This is a genomic window from Streptomyces sp. NPDC002181 (assembly GCF_042890485.1).
Taxonomy (GTDB): domain Bacteria; phylum Actinomycetota; class Actinomycetes; order Streptomycetales; family Streptomycetaceae; genus Streptomyces.
Window position 1 is genome coordinate 64,931 of sequence record NZ_JBIASC010000020.1, and the last position, 26,504, is coordinate 91,434.

At 70.5% G+C, this 26,504-nt stretch carries 23 protein-coding genes and 1 pseudogene; 17 read left to right on the forward strand and 7 right to left on the reverse strand.

Translation table 11 applies throughout. From position 1 onward, the window contains the following. Positions 1-97 precede the first annotated feature (97 nt). From ACFYXV_RS32665 to ACFYXV_RS32675, 3 genes are all read left to right on the forward strand, one after another. Positions 98-532 carry a hypothetical protein gene (locus tag ACFYXV_RS32665; protein ID WP_389384894.1) on the forward strand — a complete coding sequence of 145 codons (435 nt, stop codon included), beginning with the start codon at positions 98-100 and terminating at the stop codon, positions 530-532. Between the two features lie 1,021 nt (positions 533-1,553). Continuing rightward, positions 1,554-2,774 carry a serine hydrolase domain-containing protein gene (locus tag ACFYXV_RS32670; protein WP_389384895.1) on the forward strand — a complete coding sequence of 407 codons (1,221 nt, stop codon included), beginning with the start codon at positions 1,554-1,556 and terminating at the stop codon, positions 2,772-2,774. 4 nt (positions 2,775-2,778) lie between these two features. Continuing rightward, on the forward strand, positions 2,779-3,252 hold the full coding sequence (locus ACFYXV_RS32675) for a GNAT family N-acetyltransferase (RefSeq protein ID WP_385468598.1): 474 nt from the start codon (positions 2,779-2,781) through the stop codon (positions 3,250-3,252). 13 nt (positions 3,253-3,265) lie between these two features. On the opposite strand, the gene ACFYXV_RS32680 is transcribed toward ACFYXV_RS32675, so the two are convergent. Continuing rightward, positions 3,266-5,038: a bifunctional 3'-5' exonuclease/DNA polymerase gene (locus ACFYXV_RS32680; protein ID WP_389384896.1), complete on the reverse strand. Its 1,773-nt coding sequence runs from the start codon at positions 5,036-5,038 to the stop codon at positions 3,266-3,268. Between the two features lie 145 nt (positions 5,039-5,183). Between ACFYXV_RS32680 and ACFYXV_RS32685 the strand changes: the two genes are divergently transcribed. Continuing rightward, positions 5,184-6,353, forward strand: a complete 1,170-nt coding sequence (locus ACFYXV_RS32685; protein ID WP_385468604.1) for a DUF2786 domain-containing protein — start codon at positions 5,184-5,186, stop codon at positions 6,351-6,353. 31 nt (positions 6,354-6,384) lie between these two features. On the opposite strand, the gene tatA is transcribed toward ACFYXV_RS32685, so the two are convergent. Further along, complete coding sequence (tatA, locus tag ACFYXV_RS32690; RefSeq protein WP_385468608.1) at positions 6,385-6,570, reverse strand: Sec-independent protein translocase subunit TatA; 186 nt, start codon at positions 6,568-6,570, stop codon at positions 6,385-6,387. A gap of 312 nt (positions 6,571-6,882) precedes the next feature. On the opposite strand from tatA, the gene ACFYXV_RS32695 reads away from it, so the two are divergent. Beyond that, positions 6,883-7,098 carry a DUF397 domain-containing protein gene (locus ACFYXV_RS32695; RefSeq protein ID WP_051696354.1) on the forward strand — a complete coding sequence of 72 codons (216 nt, stop codon included), beginning with the start codon at positions 6,883-6,885 and terminating at the stop codon, positions 7,096-7,098. Positions 7,099-7,239: 141 nt separating this feature from the next. Here ACFYXV_RS32695 and ACFYXV_RS32700 read toward each other — a convergent pair whose 3' ends face one another. After that, on the reverse strand, positions 7,240-7,764 hold the full coding sequence (locus ACFYXV_RS32700) for an ATP-binding protein (protein WP_389384897.1): 525 nt from the start codon (positions 7,762-7,764) through the stop codon (positions 7,240-7,242). Positions 7,765-8,131: 367 nt separating this feature from the next. On the opposite strand from ACFYXV_RS32700, the gene ACFYXV_RS32705 reads away from it, so the two are divergent. The 6 genes and pseudogenes from ACFYXV_RS32705 to ACFYXV_RS32730 all read left to right on the forward strand — a co-directional run. Further along, positions 8,132-9,010, forward strand: coding sequence for a helix-turn-helix transcriptional regulator (locus ACFYXV_RS32705; RefSeq protein ID WP_053691382.1), 879 nt, complete (start codon positions 8,132-8,134; stop codon positions 9,008-9,010). 89 nt (positions 9,011-9,099) lie between these two features. Then, a complete protein-coding gene (locus tag ACFYXV_RS32710; protein WP_383339554.1) occupies positions 9,100-10,557 on the forward strand; it encodes an aldehyde dehydrogenase family protein in 1,458 nt (485 codons plus the stop codon). A gap of 56 nt (positions 10,558-10,613) precedes the next feature. Then, a complete protein-coding gene (mrdA, locus tag ACFYXV_RS32715) occupies positions 10,614-12,695 on the forward strand; it encodes a penicillin-binding protein 2 (protein ID WP_385468616.1) in 2,082 nt (693 codons plus the stop codon). Between the two features lie 138 nt (positions 12,696-12,833). Beyond that, positions 12,834-13,346 (forward strand): DinB family protein, encoded by a 513-nt coding sequence (locus ACFYXV_RS32720; RefSeq protein WP_383339560.1) that lies wholly within the window; start codon positions 12,834-12,836, stop codon positions 13,344-13,346. Between the two features lie 103 nt (positions 13,347-13,449). Further along, positions 13,450-14,208 carry a MerR family transcriptional regulator gene (locus tag ACFYXV_RS32725; RefSeq protein ID WP_385468619.1) on the forward strand — a complete coding sequence of 253 codons (759 nt, stop codon included), beginning with the start codon at positions 13,450-13,452 and terminating at the stop codon, positions 14,206-14,208. A 156-nt stretch (positions 14,209-14,364) separates the two neighbouring features. Beyond that, a pseudogene (locus ACFYXV_RS32730) lies at positions 14,365-15,045 on the forward strand (DedA family protein); the annotation flags it as partial. Between the two features lie 123 nt (positions 15,046-15,168). Here the strand turns inward: ACFYXV_RS32730 and ACFYXV_RS32735 are convergent. Together ACFYXV_RS32735 and ACFYXV_RS32740 are read right to left on the reverse strand one after the other, a co-directional pair. Beyond that, on the reverse strand, positions 15,169-16,824 hold the full coding sequence (locus ACFYXV_RS32735) for a threonine/serine exporter ThrE family protein (protein ID WP_385468622.1): 1,656 nt from the start codon (positions 16,822-16,824) through the stop codon (positions 15,169-15,171). A gap of 160 nt (positions 16,825-16,984) precedes the next feature. Next, a complete protein-coding gene (locus ACFYXV_RS32740; RefSeq protein ID WP_007264878.1) occupies positions 16,985-17,479 on the reverse strand; it encodes an inorganic diphosphatase in 495 nt (164 codons plus the stop codon). Positions 17,480-17,641: 162 nt separating this feature from the next. On the opposite strand from ACFYXV_RS32740, the gene dacB reads away from it, so the two are divergent. The 6 genes from dacB (at position 17,642) to folE (ending at position 25,246) form a co-directional block, all read left to right on the forward strand. Beyond that, positions 17,642-19,117 (forward strand): D-alanyl-D-alanine carboxypeptidase/D-alanyl-D-alanine-endopeptidase, encoded by a 1,476-nt coding sequence (gene dacB, locus ACFYXV_RS32745; RefSeq protein ID WP_389384898.1) that lies wholly within the window; start codon positions 17,642-17,644, stop codon positions 19,115-19,117. Between the two features lie 70 nt (positions 19,118-19,187). Continuing rightward, positions 19,188-20,315, forward strand: coding sequence for a zinc-dependent metalloprotease (locus tag ACFYXV_RS32750; RefSeq protein ID WP_385468628.1), 1,128 nt, complete (start codon positions 19,188-19,190; stop codon positions 20,313-20,315). A gap of 290 nt (positions 20,316-20,605) precedes the next feature. Further along, complete coding sequence (gene tilS / locus ACFYXV_RS32755; protein WP_389384899.1) at positions 20,606-21,670, forward strand: tRNA lysidine(34) synthetase TilS; 1,065 nt, start codon at positions 20,606-20,608, stop codon at positions 21,668-21,670. A gap of 65 nt (positions 21,671-21,735) precedes the next feature. Next, a complete protein-coding gene (gene hpt, locus ACFYXV_RS32760) occupies positions 21,736-22,296 on the forward strand; it encodes a hypoxanthine phosphoribosyltransferase (RefSeq protein WP_030158549.1) in 561 nt (186 codons plus the stop codon). Between the two features lie 207 nt (positions 22,297-22,503). Beyond that, a complete protein-coding gene (ftsH, locus tag ACFYXV_RS32765) occupies positions 22,504-24,525 on the forward strand; it encodes an ATP-dependent zinc metalloprotease FtsH (RefSeq protein ID WP_030867985.1) in 2,022 nt (673 codons plus the stop codon). A 112-nt stretch (positions 24,526-24,637) separates the two neighbouring features. Continuing rightward, the gene (gene folE / locus ACFYXV_RS32770; protein WP_376018488.1) at positions 24,638-25,246 is read left to right on the forward strand and encodes a GTP cyclohydrolase I FolE; all 609 of its coding nucleotides are present in this window, start codon (positions 24,638-24,640) and stop codon (positions 25,244-25,246) included. Here folE and trpA read toward each other — a convergent pair. Further along, on the reverse strand, positions 25,243-26,073 hold the full coding sequence (gene trpA / locus ACFYXV_RS32775; RefSeq protein ID WP_389384900.1) for a tryptophan synthase subunit alpha: 831 nt from the start codon (positions 26,071-26,073) through the stop codon (positions 25,243-25,245). The two genes, folE and trpA, sit on opposite strands and share 4 nt — an antisense overlap. Beyond that, positions 26,070-26,504: pyridoxal-phosphate dependent enzyme (locus ACFYXV_RS32780; RefSeq protein ID WP_389384901.1), on the reverse strand; the 435-nt coding region annotated here is incomplete at its 5' end. The genes trpA and ACFYXV_RS32780, both read right to left, overlap by 4 nt.

Sequence of the window (26,504 nt, forward strand, 5' to 3'; positions counted from 1 at the left end):
TGCACGTCAACGCAGTTCCGGGGTGTGCATTTCGGGGTAGTGGCTGCTTAGATAAGATCGTTCGCGTTCTGCGACAAGAACGGAGATGAGAACCCCCGTGTCCTCCATAGGCGGCGAGAGCTTGACGCCCTTCACCGACATGGTTCGCGAGGCGCTGGCCGTCCCCGGCGCGACCCTGCGAAGCGTGGCCGAGCGGGCAGTCGACCCCGAGACGGGCAAAAGGCTCCAGTGGACGACCCTCGCGAAGATCAAGAACGGCGAGAGTTACCGGCACGACAAGTGGATCGTCGGCGCCGTGGCGGCGGCGACCGGGCTCGATTGCGTCGAGGTGCGGAAGGCGGCGGCGGCCGAGTGGGTGGGGTTGACGGCCGGCGACATCCTCGGCATGTCAACACCCAAGGTTTCCATCGTCGTTGCGTACCAGCCTGGAACAAGGCCCGAGGATCTTCCGTTGGTTAAAGAGGCGCTCAAGAATCTTGACCTCGAAGACGCAACGATCACGGTCACCGAGGAGTCTCACGGAGCGTCGTAGTCGCGTGACCTGCGGCGATATGGGCGCTAATGTGGATCGGGCCTTGCCTCGGACATGTGTTCGAGCAAGGTACTCGGCCATGCCACGAGGGGGGCATCTTGTACCGCGTCCGCCGTACCCGACTCGACGACACCGCACCAGCAGCAGGGCGTGTCACTGCTGATAAGCGCGACATCCTGCTCGACGACAGACACATCACGGACTCCGGGGCCATAGCCCTTGAGGCCGTCCTGAACGCCCTTCCCCCCATGGGCGCTCAGGAACGAGCCTCGAAGTGTCCCCAGCAGCCCGACGCGAGCGGGGCGGCGCAGGACTGAGGAAGTGAGGAGGGGCCGCGCGGCGCGATGCCGAGCGGCCCCTCTTGTGCGTCCGTGGGCGTCACGACGGTTCTCCGGGAGGCGCCCGTCGAGTCCCTCCGAGTGGGGGCAGCGGCCCTGCTGGGAGGGGTGCAGGTGATGCCGCCGTGATGCCGGACGGCTTCGGAAGGGTCGGCACCGGCTGACACTCGAACGTGCGGGAAGCCCCTCTGACCTGCACGTTCTGACACTTGCCGGTACCGAACCGAACCCCCTATCACGAACGATCTTGAGCTCGTAATGCGTAGGTCTCGGGTTCGAATCCCGAAGGCGGCTCTGTGGAAGCCCCAGGACTCACTCGCCGTGACCTGGGGCTTTTGCTTTGCCCCCGCACGGCCGTGCCGGACCGCGACGTTCTTCGTGCCGCCGTCGTGCCCCTCGCGTGCCCATCCGTGCGGGGCGCTACTCGGCGGCGTCGGTGCGGGCTCTCGTGAGGTGTGACCGCCAGGCCCATCGGGCGAGCGCGCCGACGGCCGCGGACGTGAGGATCTCTTCGGGTGTGGCCGGGCGGTCATGTGCGGCTCGCTTCGTGATGTGGTGGCGCCGGCCGCGGGGAAGCAACGGTGACTGGTGGGCGGGGGGTGGGGGCCGCCGGGTCGCTGGGGGGGGGGGGCGGGGCTACTTTGGGAAGGCTGGACCCGGGCTACGCGTGGTAGGAGGGCGACATGTCCACACGGTTGCGCAGAGCGGCGGTGGGGGTGGCCGCGGTGGGGCTGGTCTTGGTGCCGTTCGGGCTGGGACGTGCGGTGGACGCGCCGGCGGGGGCCGTGTTCTCGGCCTCGGCCCCCGCTGCCCCCGCTGCCGCCGATCAGGAGTTTCCTCAGCTCACGCCCGCCGTGGCACGGCAGTTGGACGATGTCGTCCGGAAGGTGATGAACGAGGCGAAGGTGCCCGGGGTGATGGTGTCGCTCTCGGCGCCCGGCAAGGGCTCGTACGTACGGGCCTTCGGCGTCGCCGACAAGGCGACCGGTGCGCCGATCCGTACGGACATGAACATGCGCATCGGCAGCGTCACCAAGACCTTCACCGTGACCGCCCTGCTCCAGCTCGTCGACCAGGGCAAGGCCCGACTGGACGACCCCATAGGCAAGTACGTGGCCGGCGTGCCCAACGGGGACCGGATCACCCTGCGCCAGCTCGCCGACATGCGGAGCGGGCTGTTCAACTACTCCGAGGACGAAGGTTTCTTCAAAGCCCTCACGAGCAATCCCCGACGGCCCTTCACCCCGCAGGAGTTGCTCGCGTACTCCTTCAAGCACCCGGTGCTGTTCCAGCCCGGCGCCAAGTTCTACTACTGCAACACCAACCTGATCCTGCTCGGGCTCGTGGTCGAGAAGCAGAGCGGGCAGCGGCTCGACGACTACATCAACCAGAAGGTCGTCCGCCCGGCGGGGCTGCACCACACGCTCTTCCCCGTCGGCGCGGAGTTCCCGAAGCCGCACTCCCAGGGCTACACGGACCAGACCGCCTCCGGGAAGACCGAGGACGCGGCCGACTGGAACCCCTCCTGGGGCTGGGCCGCCGGCGCGATGATCTCCGACCTCGACGACCTGAAGTCCTGGACGAAGGTCATGGCCACGGGCACGCTGCTGAAGCCCGCCACCCAGGCCGAGCGCCTGAAGGTCGTCGAGGCGCTGCCCGGCACCGGCTACGGCCTGGGCATCTTCAAAGTCCAGGGCTGGATCGGCCACAACGGGTCCCTGCCCGGCTACCAGGCCCTGGCCGTGTACCTGCCGGAGGCGAAGGCCACGCTGGCGGTGATGCTGAACACGGACATCGCCTACGAGGGTTCCGAACCCAGCACCCTCTTCGGTGAGGCGATCACCAAGGTCGTCACGCCGGACCACGTTTTCACCCTGCCCGCCCAGTCCGTTACCGCACACTGAGGGGATGAGCGATCAGGGGGTGGTGTTGCGCGTTGCCGGTCACGGCGATCTCGACGTCGCGGGTGCGCTGTTCCGGGGCTACCTCGACTTCTATGAGGTGAAGGTGGAGGATCCGGACGCGCCGCGGGAGTACCTCGCGCAGCGGCTCCAGGGCGGTGAGTCGCTGGTGCTGCTCGCGGACGTGCCGGGGGCCGGAACGGTCGGGTTCGCCCAGGTCTACCGGACCTTCTCCTCGCTCGCGCTGCGGCCGATGTGGATCCTGAGCGACCTGTACGTGGACCCCTCCGGCCGCCGCACCGGCGCCGGGCGGGCGCTCCTGCGCGAGGTGCTGCGCCGGGCGCGGGAGGCCGGGGTGTCCGGGGTGCAGCTGGAGACGGCGTACGACAACCACGTCGCGCAGGCGCTGTACGAGGCGGAGGGCTTCGAGCGGGACGCGTTCCACGTCTACTTCCATCCGCTGGGCGACCGCTTGGGCTGAGGGCTCCTTCTCCCTACTTCGCTTGCGCGTAGCACTCCACGATCGCCGTCGTGAACGGGAAGCGGACCGGGGTGTCGCCGAAGGCGATGCGGCCGGCGCGGTCGCCGGCGGTGCGGATCGCCTCGGCCACCGCCTCGGCTTCCCCGGCCGGGCAGTGCACGATCACCTCGTCGTGCTGGAAGAACACCAGCTCGGCCCGCATCCCGGCGGCCGCGATGGCCTGGCGCAGCGCCGCGAGGAGCAGCAGGGCCCAGTCGGCGGCGCTGCCCTGGACGACGAAGTTACGGGTGAACCGGCCGCGGGCCCGGGTGTTGGTGGAGGCGTAGCCCGGCGTCCAGCCGTCCTCCCGGTCCTGGGGGATGCCGGCTTCGCCGTCCTCGTCGGCGCCGACCGGCGGCGGGCAGGTGCGGCCCAGCCAGGTCCGTACGAGGCGGCCCTCCTCGCCGGCCTTGGCGGCGTCGTCCACGTACGCCACGGCCTGCGGGAAGCGGCGGCGCAGCGCGGCCAGGTTCTTCAGGCCGTCGCCGGAGGTCTGCCCGTACACGGCGCCGAGGACGGCCAGTTTGGCCATGTCCCGGTCGCCGGAGAAGCCCTGGCGGGAGATGGCCGTGTAGAGGTCCTCGGGGCGTCCGGCGACCTCCATGAAGGCGGGGTCGCGGGAGATCGCGGCCAGGACGCGGGGCTCCATCTGGTCGGCGTCGGCGACGACGAGCCGCCAGCCGGGGTCGGCGACGACGGCTCTGCGGATCACCTTGGGGATCTGGAGGGCGCCGCCGCCGTTGGTGACCCAGCGGCCGGTGAGGGTGCCGCCGGGGACGAACTCGGCGCGGAAGCGGCCGTCGCGCACCCAGTCCTGGAGCCAGCTCCAGCCGTGGGCGGTGTAGATCCGGTACAGCTTCTTGTACGCGATGAGGGGCTCGACGGCGGGGTGGTCGAGCTCCTGGATCTCCCAGCGGCGGGTGGACTTGAGCCGGATTCCGGCCTCCGCGAAGGCCTTGATGACGTCGGCGGGCAGGTCGGGGCGGACGCGGCGGCCGAACGCGGCGGACACCTCCTCGGCCAGCTCGGCGAGGCGGCGGGGCTCGCCGCCTCCGGCGTAGCGCTCGCCGAGGAGTTCGGTGAGCAGGGCGCGGTGGACGTCGGCGCGCCAGGGGAGGCCGGCGCGCTGCATTTCGGCGGCGATGAGGAAGGCGGCCGACTCGGAGGTGGTGAGCAGGCGCATGCGGTCGGGGTGGGCGGTGGCGGCCGTGCGGTTCGCCTGGTCGCGGTGGATGGCGACGAGGGCGTCGAGGGGGAGGGGCGTGGAGGTGGGCCTGGGGTCGAAGAGGAAGAGGGAGTCCTGGGTGGTGGGGGTGGTGGTGCGGTGGGGCTGTGGGGGATCGGGGGGTACGGGGGCGCCGGTGAGGCGGGCCCAGGCGGCTGCCGCCGAGCGGGGTTCGCCGGAGCGGCCTTCGTGGGCGAGGAGGAGGAGCTCGGTGTCCTCGATGTCGTGGCAGCGCTCGACGCGGGCGCCGGCGGCGAGCAGGCGGGGGTAGACGGCGGCGGTGTTGCGCCAGATCCAGCGGGTGTGGGCGGGGGCGGAGCGGATCGCTTCCGCGGGGTCTTTGAAGGTGAGGGGGGCGGTGGTGCCGGGAGTGGTGGTGGGGGTTGTGGGGCCGGTGGGCGTGGTGGAGGTGGGCGTGGTGGAGCTGGTCGTGGTGGAGCTGGTCGTGGGGGTGAGCGGCATTGCGTGCCAGAGGCCGTCGGGGGCTTCGGCCAGGGCCCAGTGCGGGGTGCGGTCGCTCATGGGTGCGAGTGTCCCACCGGGGGCTGACAGTCCGGCCGGGTCGGCGCGCCGGGGGTGGGAGCGGGGCTGGGGTCGGCGGGGGCCGGCTCCGGGCTCCCGCGCCTCCCGCCGTGGGGGGCTGTGGGGGGCGTGACAAGCTGGGGTGGTGAGAGAGATTGTCGATCGGGCCTGTGAGGCCGCGCTCTACGGCCAGGGCGATGCCGGCTTGGACGCCGGGGCTTCGGTGCTCGTCGGGGACGGCGGGCAGTGGGGCGGGGTCGGGCGGGAGCTGCTCGGGCGCGGGGAGGCGTACGTACGCCAGGCCTGGGAGCGGGGGTGGCAGCCCGCCGACGTGCTCCGGCTGGTCGGGCGGGATCTCGGCGAGCGGCATCTGCGGATCGCCCGGGACCTGATCGCCGCCGAGGCGCGGCGGTACGCCCGGCTGCCCGAGCGCTGGACCGACGCCGAGGTGTGGTGGGGAGGGGACGCGGAGTACGGGGAGGCCCTCGTACGGCGGGAGAAGAGCGACCGGTTCAGCCTCGCCACGGCCGTGCTCGAAGTGTTCCGGCTGCTCATTCGGCTGCCCTCCGTCGAGGCCGTCGGGCCGCTGCCCGGGGACCCCGTCGGCGACGCCCTGGAGCACGCGCACATCGAGCCCCGCATGCTCGGGCGCATCCGGGCGCTGCTCGCCAAGGCCGAGGCGACCAACTTCCCGGAGGAGGCGGAAGCGCTCAGCGCCAAGGCGCAGGAGCTGATGGCCCGGCACACCGTCGACGAGGCCCTGCTCGCCGCGAGCGGGAAGGGGCCCGCGCAGGTGCCCGCCGCCTGCCGGATCGGGGTCGAGGCCCCGTACGAGGAGGCCAAGGCCGTGCTGCTGGACGCCGTCGCCACGGCCAACCGGTGCCGGGCCGTGTGGAACAGTGCCTTCGAGTTCTCCACGGTGGTGGGCTTCGAGAGCGATCTGGAGGCCGTCGAGCTCCTCTATACCTCCCTGCTCGTGCAGGGCACGGCCGCCATGACCCGGGCCGAGGCCGCGCAGCGCTCCGGCGGGCGCAAGCGGACCAAGACCTTCCGGCAGTCCTTCCTGCTCGCGTACGCCAGCCGCCTCGGCCAGCGGCTCGCCGAGACCGCCGAGCACACCGCCGCCGAGGCCCCCGACAACCTGCCCGCCCTGGTGGCGCGCGACGTCGCCGTCACCTCGCGGGCCGACGAGATGTTCCCCCGGACCACCACGACCCGGCTGCGCGGTGCCACGGACCACGCCGGCTGGGAGGACGGGACCGCGGCCGCCGACCGGGCCCACATGGCCACCCGGCGGCCGCCGCTTCCCCGTTAGCCCTGTCGGCCGTCGCGTCAGCCCCGTCGCGTCAGCCCCGTCGGGCCCCGCCCTCGCCCTCTCCCTCGCCGCGCAGGGCCTGCGTCTCCGATTTCAGGATGCGCATCGACCGGCCCACCGAGCGGGCCATGTCGGGAAGCTTCTTCGAGCCGAAGACCAGCACGCAGACCACGAGGAGCAGGATCAGGTGCCAGGGCTCAAGGGCATTGCGGAGCATGCGCGTTCCCCCTATGGGTGACGGGAATACCGGTGCGGTCCCGACCATCGAACAGGGCCGGTCGCGTACGGACAAATCTGAAGAAGGCCTGAAGGGCGGGTCGGAGGCCGGCGCTGGTCGGAGCTTGATCCAGGCTTTATAAGGGTCCGATTCACCCCTGATCCACCCGAGTTCTTCCCTGACAGTGATCAGGGCAGCACCCTCCGCGTGCACGTGCATCTGCCCATGCATGCGCTTATGAACACAGCTATGATCCGGTGCAGTTGACATCTGCACTATCGGGGGCTTCCTGTGGACCACGCGTACAACGGGATGGCAGCTGCAGAACTCGACGGAGTGACCTGGCAGAAGAGCAGACACAGCAACTCGCAAGGTTCCTGTGTGGAGTTCGCCAAGCTGCCGGGTGGCGCTGTCGCCGTGCGCAACTCGCGCTTCCCGGACGGGCCGGCGCTCGTCTACACGCCGGCCGAGATAGAGGCGCTGCTGCTGGGCGTCAAGGACGGCGAGTTCGACCACCTGATCGCCTGATCGGCCGGTAGGGACGGCCGGAGGAACAGCGCGCTGATCAAGCCATGCACGTGCACTGGCCGGGACTGATCGCAATGATCAACCCCGGCCAGTTTTCGTCATTCACCGATGGTCCCGCCGGTGTCCGGCGCCCGCTGCGTCCTACTCGTGCAGCATGAACAGCGCCCAGACGACCTTGCCGGTCAGACGGCCCGCGAGCGGGTGCCAGCCCCAGCTGTCGCTGTAGGCGTCCACGAGGAACAGCCCGCGCCCCGACTCCAGGTCGCAGTTCTCCTGGGTGCGCTCCGGCGCGAACGATCCGCCCGGCCTGTCCTCGCTGGGATCCCGTACCGCGCACACCAGCCGGGTGCTCCACCGCATCAGGTGCAGCCGGACCGTCGGCTCCGCCTCGCCCGGGCCCCCGCCCGGACCCGGAGCGGGCCCCGAGCCGCCGGCCGCCCCCATGTCCCCCGGCAGGGCGTGGCGCAGCGCGTTCGTGACGAGCTCGGAAACCACCAGGGCCACATCGTCGAAGCGCTCGTCGAGACCCCACTGCGACAAGGTCGAACGGGTGAACGAACGGGCGCCCCGCACCGCCTCGAAGCGGGCGGGCAGAGCGCAGGAGGCGGACCCGGAGACAGCCGTGGGGTCGACCGGGGGCAGCCCCTGCCGTAACGGCTCGAGCATGGTCGATCCATTCGTCCCCATGCGAGGCACTCCCGGGATTCGCGGGCGGAGCGGCGCGCTCCGTCCAGAAAGAACTGCGGGGTGGGTCCGGCGCCGGCGCGAAAGAGCACGCAGGTGCGCGGCACCATCGTTCCGAATGCAGAAGCTGGATGCAAGGGCAGATGCACGTGCACGCGCCGGACCTGTCCACTCCCGTGATGGTTCTTGCTCATTTCTTCCTACGCATACTTACGGACTTCTTTTGCGGCAGGCGGGATTCCGTTACAGAACGAGTACGGACCGATGCGTTTTGGTGGCAGACTGCGGGGCCTGGGGTTCGGGGGCCCCGGCGACGCACATCACGCGCAGACCACGCGTACACATGGCGATGGGGAGGGCAGGACTAGTGACCGCAGAAGCAAGCGGTTCTGTGGTGCGCCGCATCCTCCTGGGCTCTCAGCTCAGGCGACTCCGAGAATCCCGCGGCATCACCCGTGAGGCGGCCGGCTACTCGATCCGCGCATCCGAATCGAAGATCAGCCGCTTGGAGTTGGGAAGGGTGAGCTTCAAGGCAAGGGACGTGGAGGACCTCCTCACGCTCTACGGAGTCACGGACGGCGCGGAGCGGGAGTCCCTGCTGGGGCTCGTCCGCGAGGCGAACGCGGCCGGCTGGTGGCACAGCTACGGCGACGTGCTGCCCGGGTGGTTCCAGACGTACATCGGCCTGGAGGGCGCCGCCTCGCTCATCCGGATCTACGAAGTCCAGTTCGTCCACGGCCTGTTGCAGACCGAGGCGTACGCCCAGGCCGTCGTCAGTCGAGGCATGCCCGGCGCCACCAAGGCCGAGATCGACCGCCGCGTCGCGCTGCGCCTGGAGCGCCAGAAGGTGCTCGTCTCCGAGAGCGCGCCCGTCTTCCACGCCGTCCTCGACGAGGCCGCGCTGCGCCGCCCGTACGGCGACCGCGACGTCATGCGCGGCCAGCTGGAGCACCTCATCGAGGTCTCCCAGCGGCCCAACGTGCAGCTCCAGGTGATGCCCTTCTCCTTCGGCGGCCACGCGGGTGAGAGCGGAGCCTTCACCCTGCTGCGCTTCCCGGAGTCCGACCTCCAGGACATCGTCTATCTGGAACAGCTCACCAGTGCCCTCTACCTGGACAAAGACGAGGAAGTGGCGCAGTACGAAAGGGCGATGGAGCGGCTCCAGGCCGACTGCCCCGACCCCGACCGGACGCGGGACCTTCTCCGCGGACTGCTCCAACTGTCTTGATTCGCACGTAGTATGACGTCTGATCAGTGCATGATGACCGATCGGTCTCCGGTGCAGCGCACGGGTGCGCGCTCGCAGTAAGGGATGGCATGTCCATATTCGACGACCTGGCTCACCAGTACATCGACGGCGAATGGCTGGCCGGCACCGGTTCGTGGGACATCATCGACGTCAACCCGTACAACGGGGAGAAGCTCGCGGCCATCACCGTGGCCACCGTCGAGCAGGTGGACCGGGCCTACCGCGCCGCCGAGCGCGCCCAGAGAGAATGGGCCGCCACCAGCCCCTACGCCAGACGCGCCGTCCTGGAACGCGCCCTGCGCATCACCGAGGAGCGCGAGAAGGAGATCGTCGAGGCGATGATCGACGAGCTCGGCGGGACCCGTCCCAAGGCCGAGTACGAGGTCCACCTCGCCAAGGAGTTCATCCGCGAGTCGATCCAGCTGGCCATCCGCCCCGAGGGCCGCATCCTCGCCTCCCCGGTCGACGGCAAGGAGAACCGGGTCCAGCGCCTCCCGGTCGGCGTCGTCACCGTGATCAGCCCCTTCAACTTCCCGTTCCTGGTCACCATGAAGTCGGTCGCCCCGGCCCTGGCCCTGGGCAACGCGGTGGTGATCAAGCCGAACCAGAACGCACCCGTGGTCGGCGGCGGGCTCATCGCCAAGGTCTTCGAGGACGCGGGCCTGCCGGCAGGGCTCCTCAACGTGCTGGTCACCGACATCGCCGAGATAGGCGACGCGCTCCTGACCCACCCCGTCCCGAAGGTCATCTCCTTCGCCGGCTCCGACCGGGTCGGCCGCCACGTGGGCTCGGTCGCCGCCCGCCACTTCAAGCGGACCGTCCTGGAGCTCAGCGGCAACAGCGCGCTCGTCGTCCTCGACGACGCCGACCTCGACTACGCGGTGGACGCGGCCGTCTTCAGCCGCTTCGTCTACCAGGGCCAGGTCTGCATGGCCGCCAACCGCATCCTCGTGGACGCCTCGATCGCCGAGGAGTTCACCGAGAAGTTCACCACCCGGGTGCGGGGCCTGAAGACCGGCGACCCCCACGAGGCCGACACCCACATCGGCCCGCTGATCAACTCCTTCCAGGCCGACGCCCTGACCGCGCTCGTCGACCAGGCCGTCGAATCCGGAGCCCAGGCCCTCGTCCGCGGGTCTACGCGCGGCAACCTGGTCGAGCCGACCGTCCTGGCCGGCCTCCCCGAGGACTCCCCGCTGCTCGGCCAGGAGATCTTCGGCCCGGTGGCCCTGCTGGTGGTCTTCGACGGCGAGGACGAGGCCGTACGGCTGACCAACGCGACCCCGTACGGGCTCAGCGGCGCCGTCCACACCCGGGACGTGGAGCGCGGCGTGCGCTTCGCCCAGCGCATCGAGACCGGGATGATCCACGTCAACGACTCGACGATCGGCGACGAGCCGCTCGCCGCGTTCGGCGGGGAGAAGGCCTCGGGGCTGGGCCGGCTGAACGGCGACGCCACCATCGAGGCCTTCACCACCCAGAAGTGGATCTCGGTACAGCACGGGCGCACGACTTTCCCGTTCTGACGTCGTTCTAGACTCGGGCGAGTCAGAGGCGGGCAGCGTTCCGGGGGAGACCTGAGTTGAGCAACATTCCGGAGACGGGGCGCACACCCCGGGTCCAGAACCGCCTGGTCGTGATCCAGGTGGTCGTCTTCTCCCTGCTGCTCACGCTGGGCGGGCGCCTCTGGTACCTCCAGGTGCGCAACGGCCAGGAGTACACCGACGAGGCGAAGAACAACCACACCCAGCAGGTGGTCCAGCCCGCCGTGCGCGGCTCGATCCTGGACTCCCGGGGCGTGCCGCTCGCCGACAACGAGACGCGCATGGTCGTCTCCGCCAGTCGTACCGACCTGACGAAGATGAAGGACCGGGGCAAGGACGTCCTGACCCGGCTCGCCGGCGTCCTCGGCCTCAACCCCGACGACGTGGTCAACAGCGTCCGGCTGTGCGACGCGAAGACGCCGAAGCCCTGCTGGAACGGCTCCCCGTACCAGCCGATCCCCGTCACCGACGAGGCGACGACCGACCAGGTGCTGGAGATAAGGGAGCACGCCGAGCAGTTCCCCGGCATCACCGCCGAGCCGACCGCCCTGCGCCGCTACGCCGGACCCGACGGGGCCAACACCTCGCAGGTGCTCGGCTACCTCTCGCCCGTCACGGACGCGGAGATCACCAAGGCCAAGAAGACCGACTCCCCGTACCTGCGCTCCGACCAGGTCGGCCGCTCCGGCCTGGAGCGCACGTACGACAAGGAGCTGCGCGGCAAGGCGGGCGTCACCCGCTACGAGGTGGACAACCTCGGGCGGGTCATCGGGCAGGCGCAGGCCGACAAGCCGACGCCCGGCTCCAACGTCGTCACCTCGATCGACTCGCGCGTGCAGGCGGTCGCGGAGCGCGAGCTGAACAACGCGATGGTCGAGGCCCGCAAGACGTACGACAAGATCACGCACAAGAACTACGAGGCGGACTCGGGCGCGGTCGTCGTGATGGAGGCCAAGACCGGCCGCATCGTGGCGATGGCCTCCAACCCGACGTACGACCCGAACGCGTGGGTCGGCGGCATCTCCGCGAAGGACTACGCGTCCCTCACCGACAAGGAGTCCAACTACCCGCTGCTCAACCGGGCGATCCAGGGCCAGGCGGCCCCCGGCTCGATCTTCAAGGTGGTCTCCTCGACCGCCGCGGTGAACGCCGGGTACCCCTTCAACGGGCGGTACGGCTGCCCCAGCTCCTACTCGGTCGGCAGCCAGACCTTCACCAACTTCGAATCCCAGGGCTACGGCGACATCACCATCGGCCGGGCCCTCGAAGTCTCCTGCGACACCGTCTACTACGGCATCGCGGACAAGGAGTGGAAGAAGGACGGCGGGATCAACCCCAAGAAGGACCCGAGCGACTGGTTCTACAAGACGGCCCACGAGTTCGGGCTGGGCAAGGCGACCGGCGTCGACCTGCCGAACGAGGTGAACGGCCGGGTCCCCGACCGCCAGTGGAAGAAGGACTTCTCCGAGGCGAACAAGGCCGCCTGGTGCCGGGACGGCAAGAAGGACGGCTCGTACGCCGAGAAGATCGCGTACGAGAACTGCCGCCAGGGCAGCCAGCTGCGCGAGGGCGACGCGATCAACTACTCGATCGGCCAGGGCGACACCCTCGTCACCCCGATCCAGATGGCGTCGATCTACGCGGGCATCGCCAACGGCGGCATGATGCACCAGCCGAGCATCGGCAAGGCGGTCGTCAGCGCCGACGGCACCTCGGTCAAGGAGATCGCGCCGAAGGAGCAGGGCCGGCTGCCGATGGACGAGGAGCTGCGCGACGACATCGACGGCGCGCTCGCCTCGGTGGCCACCACGGGCAGCGCGGCCTGGCGGTTCGGCGGCTGGCCGCAGAAGCAGATCCCGATGCACGCGAAGACCGGTACGGCGGAGGTCCAGGGCAAGCAGACCACCTCCTGGTTCGCCTCGTACACCGAGGACTACGCGATCGTCATGACGATCTCCCAGGGCGGTACGGGCTCCGGGGCGTCCGGGCCGGCGGTCCGCAAGATCTACGAGGCGATGTACGGGCTCGACGAGAAGGGCGGCCAGGACCTGTCCAAGGCCCTGCTTCCCAAGCCGCAGACGCAGCTCCCCGCGATCCGCCCGGAAGGCGTCGCGAACTAGCCGGCCTCGATCCGGAGGGCCTCGACTCCGCCCGGCCGCCTTTCGCCACGCCCGGGCGGAATCGAGGACAGAACCTGACCGCATCTCTCCATAACGTGTTCCTTGTCAGCAGCGAGAATCACGAAAAGGCGGTTGGTCATGGCTCACATCTCCGAAGAGGTCCCGGGCGACGAGCGCGGCACGCTCCTGCTCTTCGTCGAATCGCAGCGCACGGCGATCCGCGAATCGCTGGCCGGGCTGACCGATGAGCAGGCGGCGAGCCGGCCCAGCGCCAGCGAACTGTCGCTCTCCGGACTGGTCAAGCACGTCGCCGGGGTCGAGCTGAACTGGCTGCGCATGGCCCAGGGGCGGGCGGGCGAGACCGAGCAGAGCCCCGAGGCCTGGGCCGACGCCTTCCGCCTCGTCGGGGACGAGACCATCGAGTCGGTCCAGGCCTTCTGGGACGAGGTCACGGCCGAGCTGGCGGCCTTCGTACGCGACCTGCCCAGCCTGGACGAGACCTTCCCGCTGCCGCCGGCCCCCTGGTTCCCCGAGAACGCCAAGGTCTCGATGCGCTGGATGCTGCTGCACCTGGTGGAGGAGTTCGCCCGGCACGCCGGCCACGCGGACGTGATCCGGGAATCCCTGGACGGCACCAAGGCCATGGGTTAGCCGCGCCGGCGGCGCACTCTGCCGGACACCTCCGCGGCGGGCTTGCACCTCACGTGGCGTGAGGACCCACAGTGAAGGCGTACCGACCAGAGGAGCGGAAGAGATGAGCTACTCCGTGGGACAGGTCGCCGGATTCGCCGGAGTGACGGTGCGCACGCTGCACCACTACGACGAGATCGGCCTGCTCTCCCCGAGCACTCGCAGCGGCGCGGGTCACCGGCGTTATGACGACGCCGACCTCGACCGGCTGCAGCGGGTCCTGTTCTACCGGGAGCTCGGCTTCCCGCTCGAAGAGGTCGCGGTCCTGCTGGACGATCCGGAGTCGAACCCGAGGGAGCACCTGCGCCGGCAGCACGCCCTCCTGTCCGACCGGATCGCCCGGCTCCAGCAGATGGCCGAGGCCGTGGAGCACGCCATGGAGGCAGAGAGAATGGGCATCAACCTCACGCCCGAGGAGAGGTTCGAGGTCTTCGGGGACTTCGACCCCGACCAGTACGCGGACGAGGCGCACCGGCGCTGGGGCGGCACGGACGCGTACAAGGAGTCCGCCCGCCGGACGGCCGCCTTCACCAAGGAGGACTGGAAGCGCTTCCAGGACGAGGCGGACGCGATCAACCGGCGGTTCGCGGCGCTGCTGGAGTCCGGCGCCGCCGCGGACTCCGGGGAGGCCATGGACGTGGCCGAGGAGCACCGGGGCTGGATCGACCGCAACTGCTACACCTGCTCGTACGAGATGCACACGTGCCTGGGCGAGATGTACGTCGCGGACGAGCGCTTCACCGCCTACTACGACAAGATCCGGACCGGCCTGGCGGTGTTCGTACGGGACGCGATCCTCGCGAACGCCGTCCGCAGCGTCTAGATCGCCGGATGTTCCCCGCACGGCCCCCTCCCGGTACCTGGAACCGGGAGGGGGTCTTGTGCGTTGATAATTGAAACCGCAGTCCTGTCCGAAGCCCCCTCTCGGACGCCCCGCCGCGATACTCGCGATACCCCGATCCAGGAGAGCCCGGAACTCGTGTACACGCTTGCGCTCGGCCCAGAGTGGCTGTCCCCGGAGTATCTGATCGGGCAATTCGGTCTGATCGGCATCCTGGTCATCGTTTTCGCCGAGTCCGGCCTCTTCGCGTTCCTCCCGGGGGACTCGCTGCTGTTCACGGCGGGCCTGTTCACCGCGAGCGGGACGATCACCCAGCCGCTGTGGCTGGTCTGCACCCTGATCTCGGCCGCCGCCATCATCGGTGACCAGGTCGGCTACATGATCGGCAAGGTCTTCGGTCCGAAGATCTTCAACCGGCCGAACTCCAAGCTCTTCAAGCGCGAGAACCTCGACTCGGCGCACGACTTCATGGAGAAGCACGGCCCCAAGGCCATCGTGCTCGCGCGCTTCGTGCCGATCATCCGCACCTTCGCGCCGATGGTCGCGGGCGCGACGGCCATGAAGTACCGCACCTTCCTGACGTTCAACGTCATCGGCGGCATCCTGTGGGGCGCGGGCGTCACGATCCTGGGCTACCAGCTGGGCCAGTTCGAGATCATCAAGAAGAACGTCGAGCCGATCTTCATCGTCATCGTCCTGATCTCCGTCATCCCGGTGATCTTCGAGGTGCTGAAGGCCCGCAAGGAGAAGAAGGCGCTGGCCGCCTCCGGCGGGCAGCCCGCGGCCGAAGAGGACCCGCAGGCCCAGGCCCAGGCCCAGGCTCCGGGTCGGCGCACCGGCCGCCACGCCAAGCGCTGAGCCCCGTACCGGCCCGTCCGAGAGCCCCGGGGACCCGTTGGAGGGTCCGGCCGGGGCTTTCGTGCGTACGGGGCCGGACCGCGTCTAGAACCCGCGGGTCCGCTTCGCCGCGCGGCGCTTGGCGGCGCTCGCGGCGCCCGGGATCCGCATGAACAGCCGCGAGGTCTCCGACCCCAGGTTGACCCCGATCGCGATGGCCAGCGCGATGGCGGCGGCGTTCACCAGCGAGCCGAGGCCCTCGTTCAGCCGGTTCTCGGCGATCAGCAGCAGCCCGTAGTAGGTCGCCGAGCCGGGCAGCAGAGGACCGATGGCCGCGGTCGTGTACGGCAGGGCGGAGGCGAAGCGGTAGCGCGAGAAGAGCTGGCCGAAGAGGCCGACCAGCCCGGCGGCGATGGCCGTGGAGGGCACGGGAGGGATGCCGCCCGCGTAGTGCAGGGCCCCGAAGGTCACCCAGGCGACCCCGCCGTTCAGCGTCACGATCCACACGGTCGACCGTTCCTGCTGGAGCAGGATCGCGAACGTGAACACCAGCACCATCGAGGCCGCGATCTGGAGCGGCGGCCGCTGGGTGATCTGCAGGACCTCCTCCGGCTTCGGCGAGGGGCCGAGCTGGAGCCCGAGGTACAGCACGACCAGCACGCCCATGATGATGCCGATGAAGAGGTACATGACCTCCAGCAGCCGGGCGGAGGCCGTGATGTAGAAGCCGGTCAGGCCGTCCTGCACGGCCGCGACCAGGGCCCGCCCGGGCAGCAGCGCGAACAGCCCGCCGGTGATCACGGCGGAGGCGCGTACGTCGATCTCGGCCAGCTTCAGGGCCACGCCTATGGCGGCCGGCGGCATCGCGGCCACCACGAACTGGTAGAACTCCGGCAGCCCGCGCCCGGCGCACAGCCAGGCGAACCGGTCGCCGAGCATCGCCCCGATCGCGGCCGCGAAGAACACGACCACGCCACCACCGACCAGGGTGGAGGCTGCCCCGGCGAGCAGCCCGGCGGCCGCCGTCAGGACCCAGGAGGGGTACGGGTGGCGGTTGCGGCGGATCTCGGCGAGGCGCCGGTAGGCCTCCTCCAGCGAGAGCTCGAACTCGTGCGCGCTGATGTCGTCCACGAGCTGGTAGACGGCGGCGAGCCGGGTGTAGTCGGTGCCGCGGCGGCGTACGGTCCGGCTCGCCGAGACCGGGTCGTCGATGAGCGAGGGCTGGTGGGTGATCGACAGCAGCGTGAAGGTCACCGTGGGCTCGCAGCGGTCCAGCCCGTACGAGCGGGCCACCGCGAACATCGCCGCCTCCACGTCCTCGGCTCCCTCGCCGCCCGCGAGCAGCAGCTCGCCGATGCGCAGGGTGAGGTCGAGTACGCGCCCGACGGCGGGCCCGTGCTCGGCGTGCTTCTGCGCGGCCTCCGGGACGGGCCGGACGTCCACCGGCATGCGCAGCATGGTGCGCATGCGGTCCTGCCAGGGGGATTCCTTCATCAGGGAGACGGGGAACCCCGCGCCGGGGGTGTAGGCGGGCGGCGAGTGCTGGGCGCTGTACGTGGCCGGGGGCGCGAAGGCGGAGCCCTCCGGCCCGGGCTCGGCGCTCGGTTCCGGAACCCCTTCCGGTACGGCGAACTCCGAGGTCGGCTGGTCCTCGTCGACCGGTTCCGGCTCGATGCCGGCGGGCGGGGCGAAGGCGCTGCGCGCCTCGTCGGATTTCGGCTTCCGGTCCTCGGTGCCCCCGGATCCCTCGCCCTCCGCCACACGTCCTCCAGTCCCCGACCAGCCCGGCTATCAGTATGCGGAACCGTTTCGTCCTCGGCGAAACCAGACGACGAACGGGCGGCACCCCCTCGGTGAAGGGGTACCGCCCGTCGCGTTCGAGCCTGTCACCTGCCGGGCGGACCCGGCGGGAGCAGCGGACTCAGTGGTGGCCGCCCTGGGCCTCAAGGCGCTTGAAGGAGGCCTCGATCTCGGCCTCGGCCTCGGCGCGGCCGACCCAGTTGGCGCCCTCGACCGACTTGCCCGGCTCCAGGTCCTTGTAGACCTCGAAGAAGTGCTGGATCTCGAGGCGGTCGAACTCCGACACGTGGTGGATGTCGCGCAGGTGCTCCACGCGCGGGTCCGAGGCCGGCACGCAGAGCAGCTTGGCGTCGCCGCCCGCCTCGTCGGTCATGTTGAACATGCCGATCGCGCGGCACTTGATCAGGCAGCCCGGGAAGGTGGGCTCGTCCAGGATGACGAGGGCGTCCAGCGGGTCGCCGTCCTCACCGAGGGTGTTCTCGACGAAGCCGTAGTCCGCCGGGTAGCTGGTGGAGGTGAAGAGGCGACGGTCCAGACGGATCCGGCCGGTCTCGTGGTCCACCTCGTACTTGTTCCGCGAACCCTTGGGGATCTCGATGGTGACGTCGAACTCCACGTCCTGCTCCTCCATGATCAGCTTCATTGCTTCGAGACTGCATTCGGTCCATCCGCACGCGGGTCGCGCCCACCCCGCGGGGTGGGTGCCATGCTCGCGGCAAGACGCAGTGGTTAAGTGTCCCTCACGCATATGTGTGATCGCGAAAGGGGCTGGTCCGAGGTGCCATACGTCAAGACGTGGCAGCTCATCGCGGTGTCGGCCGTCGCCGGCCTCGCCCTGTCGGTGGCCGCGGTGGCCGCGGCCGGTCCTTGGGACTCCGGCCAGCGTAAGGCCGAGCGGGACAGGGCCGCCTCCCGGGGCCTTGCGGGTGGCGCAGATCACGGCGGAGGCCGCGCAGGGGCGCTGTCCCGGGGCCACCGGCAGGGGGAATCCGAGCCGCAGGCCGCGCCCAGCGCCCCGGGGGTGCTCCCGGGGATCGGTCCGGGCGCCCCGCGCACGACCGGCAGCGGGGTCGCGGCCGCCGATTCCGGGCAGCTGGCCGAGGCGCTGCGGCCGCTGCTGGCCGACCCCGCGCTCGGAACGGTCCGTACGGCCTCGGTGATCGACACCGCCACCGGCCGGGTGCTCTTCGAGTCCGGGGCGCGCGAGGCCATGACCCCCGCCTCCACCACCAAGATCGCCACCGCGGTGGCCGCGCTCTCCGCGCTCGGCCCCGAGCACCGCATCCGGACCACCGTGACCCCCGGGGCCGGCCCCGGGGAGATCGTCCTGGTCGGCGGCGGGGACCCCTCCCTCACCGCCAGGAAGAAGAGTCCCGCCGGCTCCGGCGGCAGCCTGCTGGCCCTCGCCGCCGACACGGCCCAGGCCCTCAAGGCCGCCGGCACGGACTCCGTGCGCCTCGGCTACGACGACACCCTCTTCACCGGGCCGGCCCGCCATCCGATCGGCGAGAACCCCAACATCGCGCCGGTCACCGCCCTCGCGGCGGACGAGGGCCGTCCCGACGAGTCCACCTCCGGGCCCGTCGACCGGGTCGAGGACCCCGCCAAGGAGACCGCCCGCTCGTTCGCGGCCCTGCTGGGGGAGCGCGGCATCAAGGTCACCGCCGAGCCGGCCAAGGCCAAGGCGCCCGCCGGGGCGCAGCCGCTCGCCACCACCCTCTCCACCCCGCTCGCCGGACTCGTCGAGCGGATGCTGACCAACAGCGACAACGACATCGCCGAGGTCCTCGCCCGCCAGACCGCCCTCGCGTCCGGGCAGCCCGCCGGCTTCGAGGGCGCCGAGAAGGCCGTCACCGCCCGGCTCGCCGCCCTCGGGGTCGACACCGCGGGCGCGCGCTTCGCCGACGGCAGCGGCCTCAACCGGGCCGACAGGATCAGCACGGGGCTGCTCGCCGGACTCCTGGCCAAGGCGGCCGACCCGCAGCGGCCGGAGCTGCGGCCCGTGCTCACCGGACTGCCCGTCGCCGGGTTCACCGGGACCCTGCGCAGCCGCAACGCCGGCACCTCCCCGGCTGCCGGCCTCGTACGGGCCAAGACGGGCACCCTGACCGGCGTGAACTCCCTCGCCGGGACGGTCGTCGACTCCTCCGGGCGACTGCTGGCCTTCGCGTTCCTGACCGCGAACGCCCCCGAGCCCGGGGCCGCCGAGAAGGGCCTGGACAAGCTCGCGGCGGCCGTCGCCCGCGCTTCCTAGCGCCCTCCCGGCCGCCTCCCGGCGCATCCGGGGGGCTCCGTCGCGGCGCCGGTCCACGTACCGTTGACGCATGACGAGCATCGGTGGTGCCGAGATGGTCGACTGGAATCTCGCGGTGGCGACCGCGACCCGGCTGGTGCGGCCGGGTCCCGAGGTCAGCCGCGACGAGGCCCGCGCCGTGGTGGCGGAGCTGCGCGGGCATGCGAAGACCTCCGAACGCCACGTCCGCGAGTTCACCAGGATGATCCCCGAGGGGATCACCGTCCCCGACACCCCCGTACTCGTCGTCGACCGGGCCGGCTGGGTCCGGGCCAACGTGGCCGGCTTCCGCGAGCTCCTCGCCCCGCTGCTCGGCAAGATGCAGGACCGGCGCGCCGGCGCCCCCGGCGGCGCCGTCCTCGGCGCGGTCGGCGGCAAGGTCACCGGCGTGGAGCTGGGGATGCTGCTCAGCTTCCTGGCCTCCCGCGTGCTCGGCCAGTACGAGACCTTCGCCCCGGCCGGACGCGATCTGCCGGGCTCGGCCCCGGGCGGCGGCCGGCTGCTGCTCGTCGCCCCGAACATCGTCCACGTCGAGCGCGAGCTGGACGTGCGCCCGCACGACTTCCGGCTCTGGGTCTGCCTGCACGAGGAGACGCACCGTACGCAGTTCACGGCCGTCCCGTGGCTGCGCGACCACCTGGAGGGCGAGATCCAGACGTTCCTCGGCGCCACCGAGGTGGACCCGGCGACCATCCTGGAGCGGCTGCGCGAGGCCGCCCAGTCCTTCGCCGGGGCCCGTCCCGACTCCGAGCAGGGCGACGAGGGCCGCTCCCTGGTCGAGCTCGTCCAGACTCCCGAGCAGCGCGAGGTGCTCGGCCGCCTGACCGCCGTCATGTCCCTGCTGGAGGGCCACGCCGACTACGTCATGGACGGCGTCGGCCCCACCGTGGTGCCCTCGGTCGCCGAGATCCGCGAGAAGTTCCAGCAGCGCCGGGCCAGCGGCGCGGGCCGCCTCGACGCGGCGCTGCGCAAGCTGCTGGGGCTCGACGCGAAGCTGCGCCAGTACCGCGACGGCGAGCGCTTCGTACGGGCCGTCGTCGGCCAGGTCGGCATGGACGGCTTCAACCGGGTCTGGACCTCACCGAACACACTGCCGACGAAGGCGGAGATCGCCAAGCCCTCGGACTGGGTCGCGCGGGTGCACCGCAAGGGCGAATAGGAGCGAAGGGGAGTGACTCAGGGGGCGTAAACATGTCCCACTGGGGGAAGAAGCGTCACCCGTCCGAGGGACCGTGGGGCGTGGAAGGGCGTGCGATGCTCAGGGAACGGCTCGGTTCTGTCACCATCGACGCACTCTGAGTGACAACCCTCGTCCCGCGGGGGCTCCCGGCGGGGGCTCCTCACGGGAGCCGGGGCGCCGGGCAGCGTCGAACAGCACCGAACAGCAGCCGTTCCAGCACCACACCCCCAGCCTTCGAGGCATCCGAACTCCACCGAAGGGCACCGGACATGGGTCCCCATCCTGCGGTCGCGGCGATACGCCTGGCGGTCCGCCGCGTACTCCACGACGTCCTCACCGACCTCACCGACCTCACCGACCGTCCCGCCGGCCACTCCCCGACCCCGTCCGGGGGGACACCCGCCGCCGGCACCCCGCCACTCGTACTCGTCGCCTGCTCCGGCGGCGCCGATTCCATGGCCCTCGCCTCGGCCCTGGCCTTCGAGGCGCCCAAGCTGGGCATCCGGGCCGGGGGCATCACCGTCGACCACGGCCTACAGGCCGGCTCCGACCTGCGCGCCGCCGAGGTCGTCACCCGCATGACCGCGCTCCGCCTCGACCCGGTGGAGTCCGTCTCCGTGCGCGTCGGCCGCGACGGCGGACCCGAGGCCGCGGCGCGCGACGCCCGCTACGGCGCCCTGGACGAGGCCGCCGACCGCCTGGGCGCCGCCGCCGTGCTGCTCGGCCACACCCGGGACGATCAAGCCGAAACCGTCCTGCTGGGCCTCGCCCGCGGCTCCGGCATCCGCTCCCTGTCCGGCATGGCCGAGGTGTCGGGAGGACCGGGCCGCAGCCACCGCTACCGCCGCCCCTTCCTCCAGATCGACCGGCAGACCGCCCGCAAGGCCTGCATGGTCCAGTCCCTGCCGGTCTGGGACGACCCGCACAACATCGACCCCGCCTACACGCGCTCCCGGCTCCGCCACGAGGGGCTGCCCGCCCTCGAGAAGGCGCTGGGCAAGGGAGTGGTCGAGGCGCTGGCCCGCACCGCCCAGCTGTCCCGCGACGACGCCGACGCCCTCGACTCCTGGGCCGCCGAGGCCGAGGCCGGCGTACGGGACGAGGACGGCAAGCTGGAGTGCGCCAAGCTGTACGCCCTGCCCCCGGCCGTCCGCCGCCGCGTGCTGCGCAGGGCCGTGGTCGCGGCCGGTTCCCCCGCGGGATCGCTCTTCGCCCGCCACATCGAGGAAGTGGACCGGCTCATCACCGGATGGCGGGGCCAGGGAGCCATCAACCTGCCCGGCCGGGTCGAGGCCCAGCGGCAGGGTGGCAGACTTGTCATCCGGCAGGGCTGATTGGTGCTGAAACACGGCTGAGTCCTCCGGGGGCACCCCCGGAGCCGCGGCCGCAAACGAAAGTGATGCGGGTGGACGAGAAGGACATGGGCAGCGACCTCCAGTCGGTGCTCATCACCAAGGAAGAGATCGACGCGAAGCTGGCCGAGCTGGCCGCGAAGATCGACGCGGAGTACGCGGGCAAGGACCTGCTCATCGTCGGTGTGCTCAAGGGCGCCGTGATGGTGATGGCGGACCTGGCGCGTGCCTTGTCCACCCCGCTCACCATGGACTGGATGGCGGTGTCCTCGTACGGCGCCGGGACCCAGTCCTCCGGTGTGGTGCGGATCCTCAAGGACCTGGACACCGACATCAAGGACAAGCACGTCCTGATCGTCGAGGACATCATCGACTCGGGCCTGACCCTGTCCTGGCTGCTGTCCAACCTGGGCTCCCGCCAGCCCGCCTCCCTGGAGGTCGTCACGCTGCTGCGCAAGCCCGACGCCGCCAAGGTCGCGATCGACGTGAAGTGGGTCGGCTTCGACATCCCGAACGAGTTCGTGGTCGGCTACGGCCTCGACTACGCGGAGAAGTACCGCAACCTGCCGTTCGTCGGCACCCTCGCCCCGCACGTCTACGGCGGCTGACGCCCGGATCGAGATCGGGCCCCGACAGGGGCCCGCTCAGGGGAACCCTGGAACGATTCCTGCCGTTGGAGCAGGGGAAAGCAGTTCTGTCAGCCGTCCCACGAGGCCGCGGGTGACAATACAGGGGTACATTCCGAAGAACAGTCTTTACTCACAGCAGCATTTACCTACGGGCAGGAGGGACGGGGCGCCTGGCGCCCCGTATGGATGGACGTGAAGCGATACTTCCGTGGGCCGGTCATGTGGATCGTGCTGGCCGTCCTCGCCGTGGTCGTGTTGATGAACGTCGTCGGCTCCGGCGGCGGCTACAAGTCGGTGGAGACCAGCGAGGTCATCAAGGCGATCAACAGTGGCCAGGTGGAGAGCGCCAAGCTCACCACCGGTGACAGCCAGATGATCAAGATCGAGCTGAAGAAGGACCAGAAGCTCGGCGACAACGACGGCACCAAGTTCCAGGCCAACTACATCGGAGACCAGGGCGTCCAGCTCGCCCAGAACCTCCAGACCAAGTTCGAAGCCGGTCAGATCCCGGACGGGTACACCGTCTCTCCGGACAAGACCAGCCCGTTCCTCAGCGTGCTGCTCTCCCTGCTGCCCTTCGTCCTCATCGTCGTCGTCTTCCTGTTCCTGATGAATCAGATGCAGGGCGGCGGCTCCCGGGTGATGAACTTCGGGAAGTCCAAGGCCAAGCTCATCACCAAGGACACCCCGAAGACGACGTTCGCCGACGTCGCGGGCTCGGACGAGGCCGTCGAGGAACTCCACGAGATCAAGGAGTTCCTGCAGGAGCCGGCCAAGTTCCAGGCCGTCGGGGCCAAGATCCCCAAGGGCGTGCTGCTGTACGGCCCGCCCGGAACCGGCAAGACCCTGCTGGCCCGCGCCGTCGCGGGCGAGGCCGGAGTCCCGTTCTACTCGATCTCCGGTTCCGACTTCGTCGAGATGTTCGTCGGTGTCGGCGCCTCGCGTGTCCGCGACCTGTTCGAGCAGGCCAAGGCCAACGCGCCGGCGATCGTCTTCGTCGACGAGATCGACGCCGTCGGCCGGCACCGCGGTGCGGGTCTCGGCGGCGGCCACGACGAGCGCGAGCAGACCCTGAACCAGCTGCTCGTCGAGATGGACGGCTTCGACGTGAAGGGCGGCGTCATCCTGATCGCCGCCACGAACCGCCCGGACATCCTCGACCCGGCGCTGCTGCGCCCGGGCCGCTTCGACCGGCAGATCGCGGTCGACCGTCCGGACATGCAGGGCCGTCTGGAGATCCTCAAGGTCCACCAGAAGGGCAAGCCGGTCGCTCCGGACGTCGACCTCTCGGCCGTCGCCCGCCGCACCCCCGGCTTCACCGGTGCCGATCTGTCCAACGTCCTGAACGAGGCGGCGCTCCTCACCGCCCGCTCGGACCGCAAGCTGATCGACAACCACATGCTGGACGAGGCCATCGACCGCGTCGTGGCGGGCCCGCAGAAGCGGACCCGGATCATGTCGGACCGGGAAAAGAAGATCACCGCGTACCACGAGGGCGGCCACGCCCTGGTCGCGGCGGCCTCCCCGAACTCCGACCCGGTGCACAAGATCACGATCCTGTCCCGCGGCCGGGCCCTGGGTTACACCATGGTCCTGCCCGACGAGGACAAGTACTCGACCACGCGCAACGAGATGCTCGACCAGCTGGCGTACATGCTGGGCGGGCGCGCGGCCGAGGAGCTGGTCTTCCACGACCCGACCACCGGCGCGGCGAACGACATCGAGAAGGCCACGGCGACGGCCCGCGCGATGGTGACCCAGTACGGCATGACCGAGCGCCTCGGCGCGATCAAGTTCGGCGGGGACAACACCGAGCCGTTCCTGGGCCGCGAGATGTCGCACCCGCGGGACTACTCGGAAGAGGTCGCGGCGCTCGTCGACGAAGAGGTCAAGAAGCTCATCGAGACGGCGCACAACGAGGCCTGGGAGATCCTGGTCGAGAACCGCGACGTCCTCGACAACCTGGTCCTGGCCCTCCTGGAGAAGGAGACGCTGGGCAAGGAGGAGATCGCCGAGGTCTTCTCGACGATCGTGAAGCGCCCGGCCCGCCCGGCGTGGACCGGTTCCTCGCACCGCACCCCGTCGACCCGCCCGCCGGTGCTCTCTCCCAAGGAGCTCCAGCTGACGAACTCGGCGAACGGCACCTCGGCGGCCACGCCGGCCGTGTCGGTGGAGAAGGATCCCGCGCCGGAGGACCGCGCCGAGTAGCCCTCGGCCGGACCGTCCCGGAATGGATGCCGCGCCCCCCAGGTTCTAGCCTGGGGGGTGCGGCACTTTTGCGTGCCCGTGAGGCGCCAGTGCACACAGGAACGAGGAAGAGATGACCGACCCAGTGACCCTGACCGGTGACGAGGGCACGATCGGAGAGTTCGACGAGAAGCGCGCCCAGGCGGCGGTCCGCGAGCTTCTGATCGCGGTCGGCGAGGACCCGGACCGCGAAGGCCTCCTCGAAACCCCGGCCCGCGTGGCCCGCGCGTACAAGGAGATATTCGCCGGCCTCTACCAGAAGCCCGAAGAGGTCCTCACGACCACCTTCGACCTGGGGCACGACGAGATGGTCCTGGTGAAGGACATCGAGGTCATGAGCAACTGTGAGCACCACCTGGTGCCGTTCCACGGCGTGGCCCACGTCGGCTACATCCCGTCCACGGACGGCAAGATCACCGGGCTGTCGAAGCTGGCCCGCCTCGTGGACGTGTTCGCCCGCCGCCCGCAGGTGCAGGAGCGGCTGACCACGCAGATAGCGGATTCCCTGATGGAGATCCTGGAGCCGCGCGGGGTCATCGTGGTCGTCGAGTGCGAGCACATGTGCATGACGATGCGCGGGGTCCGCAAGCCCGGCGCGAAGACGATCACCTCGGCGGTCCGGGGTCAGCTCCGCGACCCCGCGACCCGCAACGAGGCCATGAGCCTGATCATGGCGCGCTAGACGGTCTCCTTCCGGCTCCTGCGGATGCCTTCGGCGAGTTCGCCGGCGAGCGCCTTGACGGCGGTCAGGCCGGTGGCCTGGTCGGGGGCGTCGAGGAGCAGTTTGACGAAGGCGGAGCCGACGATGACGCCGTCGGCGAAGGCGGCGACTTCTTTGGCCTGGACGGCGTTGGAGACGCCGAGGCCGACGCAGACGGGCAGGTCGCTGGTGGCCCGGGTGCGGCGGACCAGCTCCTGCGCCTGGTTGCCGACGGTTTCGCGGGTGCCGGTGACGCCCATGAGTGAGGCGGCGTAGACGAAGCCGGATCCGGCGGCGGTGATGGTGGCCAGGCGTTCGTTCTTGCTGCTGGGGGCGACGACGAAGATGGTGGCCAGGCCGTGCTTGTCGGCGTGTTCGCGCCACAGTGCGGATTCCTGGACGGGGAGGTCGGGCAGGATGCAGCCGGCGCCGCCGGCCTCGGCGAGTTCGGTGGCGAAGCGCTCCACGCCGTAGCGGTCGATGGGGTTCCAGTACGTCATGACCAGGACCGGGGCGCCGGTGGCGGTGTGTGCTTCGCGGACGGTGCGCAGCACGTCGGCGATCTTGACTCCGCCGCGCAGGGCGATGTCGTCGGCGGTCTGGATGATCGCGCCGTCCAGGACGGGGTCGCTGTGGGGGAGGCCGACCTCGACGATGTCGGCGCCGCCGGCGATGACGGCCTTGACGGCTTCGATGGCGCCGTCGACGGTGGGGAAGCCGGCCGGGAGGTAGGCGACGAGGGCGGCGCGGTCCTCGGACTTGGCCTTCGCGAGGGTGTCGCTCAGCAGCTGAATGTTGCCGGTGCTCATTTGGTGTCCCCCTCGGAGGCGTCGGTGTCGTAGAGGTGGAAGTAGCGGGCGGCGGTGTCCATGTCCTTGTCGCCGCGGCCGGACAGGTTGACGACGATCAGCCCGTCCTTGCCGAGTTCCCTGCCGAGGTCGAGGGCGCCCGCGAGGGCGTGGGCGGACTCGATGGCGGGGATGATGCCCTCGGTGCGGGAGAGCAGGCGCAGGGCCTGCATGGCGGCGTCGTCGGTGATGGCGCGGTATTCGCCGCGGCCGGTGTCCTTGAGGTACGAGTGCTCCGGGCCGATGCCCGGGTAGTCCAGGCCGGCCGAGATGGAGTACGGCTCGGTGATCTGGCCTTCCTCGTCCTGGAGGACGTAGCTGCGGGAGCCGTGGAGGATGCCGGGTTCGCCCGCGGTGAGTGTGGCCGCGTGCTCGCCGGTCTCGATGCCGTG

Bases quoted from the DNA above. Each gene is read 5' to 3' on its own strand.
- ACFYXV_RS32670 (WP_389384895.1), top strand. From the start codon at position 1,554: ATGTCCACACGGTTGCGCAGAGCGGCGGTGGGGGTGGCCGCGGTGGGG.
- ACFYXV_RS32675 (WP_385468598.1), top strand. From the start codon at position 2,779: ATGAGCGATCAGGGGGTGGTGTTGCGCGTTGCCGGTCACGGCGATCTC.
- ACFYXV_RS32680 (WP_389384896.1), bottom strand. From the start codon at position 5,038: ATGAGCGACCGCACCCCGCACTGGGCCCTGGCCGAAGCCCCCGACGGC.
- tatA (WP_385468608.1), bottom strand. From the start codon at position 6,570: ATGCTCCGCAATGCCCTTGAGCCCTGGCACCTGATCCTGCTCCTCGTG.
- ACFYXV_RS32695 (WP_051696354.1), top strand. From the start codon at position 6,883: ATGGCAGCTGCAGAACTCGACGGAGTGACCTGGCAGAAGAGCAGACAC.
- ACFYXV_RS32700 (WP_389384897.1), bottom strand. From the start codon at position 7,764: ATGCTCGAGCCGTTACGGCAGGGGCTGCCCCCGGTCGACCCCACGGCT.
- ACFYXV_RS32705 (WP_053691382.1), top strand. From the start codon at position 8,132: ATGGGGAGGGCAGGACTAGTGACCGCAGAAGCAAGCGGTTCTGTGGTG.
- ACFYXV_RS32710 (WP_383339554.1), top strand. From the start codon at position 9,100: ATGTCCATATTCGACGACCTGGCTCACCAGTACATCGACGGCGAATGG.
- ACFYXV_RS32720 (WP_383339560.1), top strand. From the start codon at position 12,834: ATGGCTCACATCTCCGAAGAGGTCCCGGGCGACGAGCGCGGCACGCTC.
- ACFYXV_RS32725 (WP_385468619.1), top strand. From the start codon at position 13,450: ATGAGCTACTCCGTGGGACAGGTCGCCGGATTCGCCGGAGTGACGGTG.
- ACFYXV_RS32750 (WP_385468628.1), top strand. From the start codon at position 19,188: ATGACGAGCATCGGTGGTGCCGAGATGGTCGACTGGAATCTCGCGGTG.
- tilS (WP_389384899.1), top strand. From the start codon at position 20,606: ATGGGTCCCCATCCTGCGGTCGCGGCGATACGCCTGGCGGTCCGCCGC.
- hpt (WP_030158549.1), top strand. From the start codon at position 21,736: ATGCGGGTGGACGAGAAGGACATGGGCAGCGACCTCCAGTCGGTGCTC.
- ftsH (WP_030867985.1), top strand. From the start codon at position 22,504: ATGGACGTGAAGCGATACTTCCGTGGGCCGGTCATGTGGATCGTGCTG.
- folE (WP_376018488.1), top strand. From the start codon at position 24,638: ATGACCGACCCAGTGACCCTGACCGGTGACGAGGGCACGATCGGAGAG.
- trpA (WP_389384900.1), bottom strand. From the start codon at position 26,073: ATGAGCACCGGCAACATTCAGCTGCTGAGCGACACCCTCGCGAAGGCC.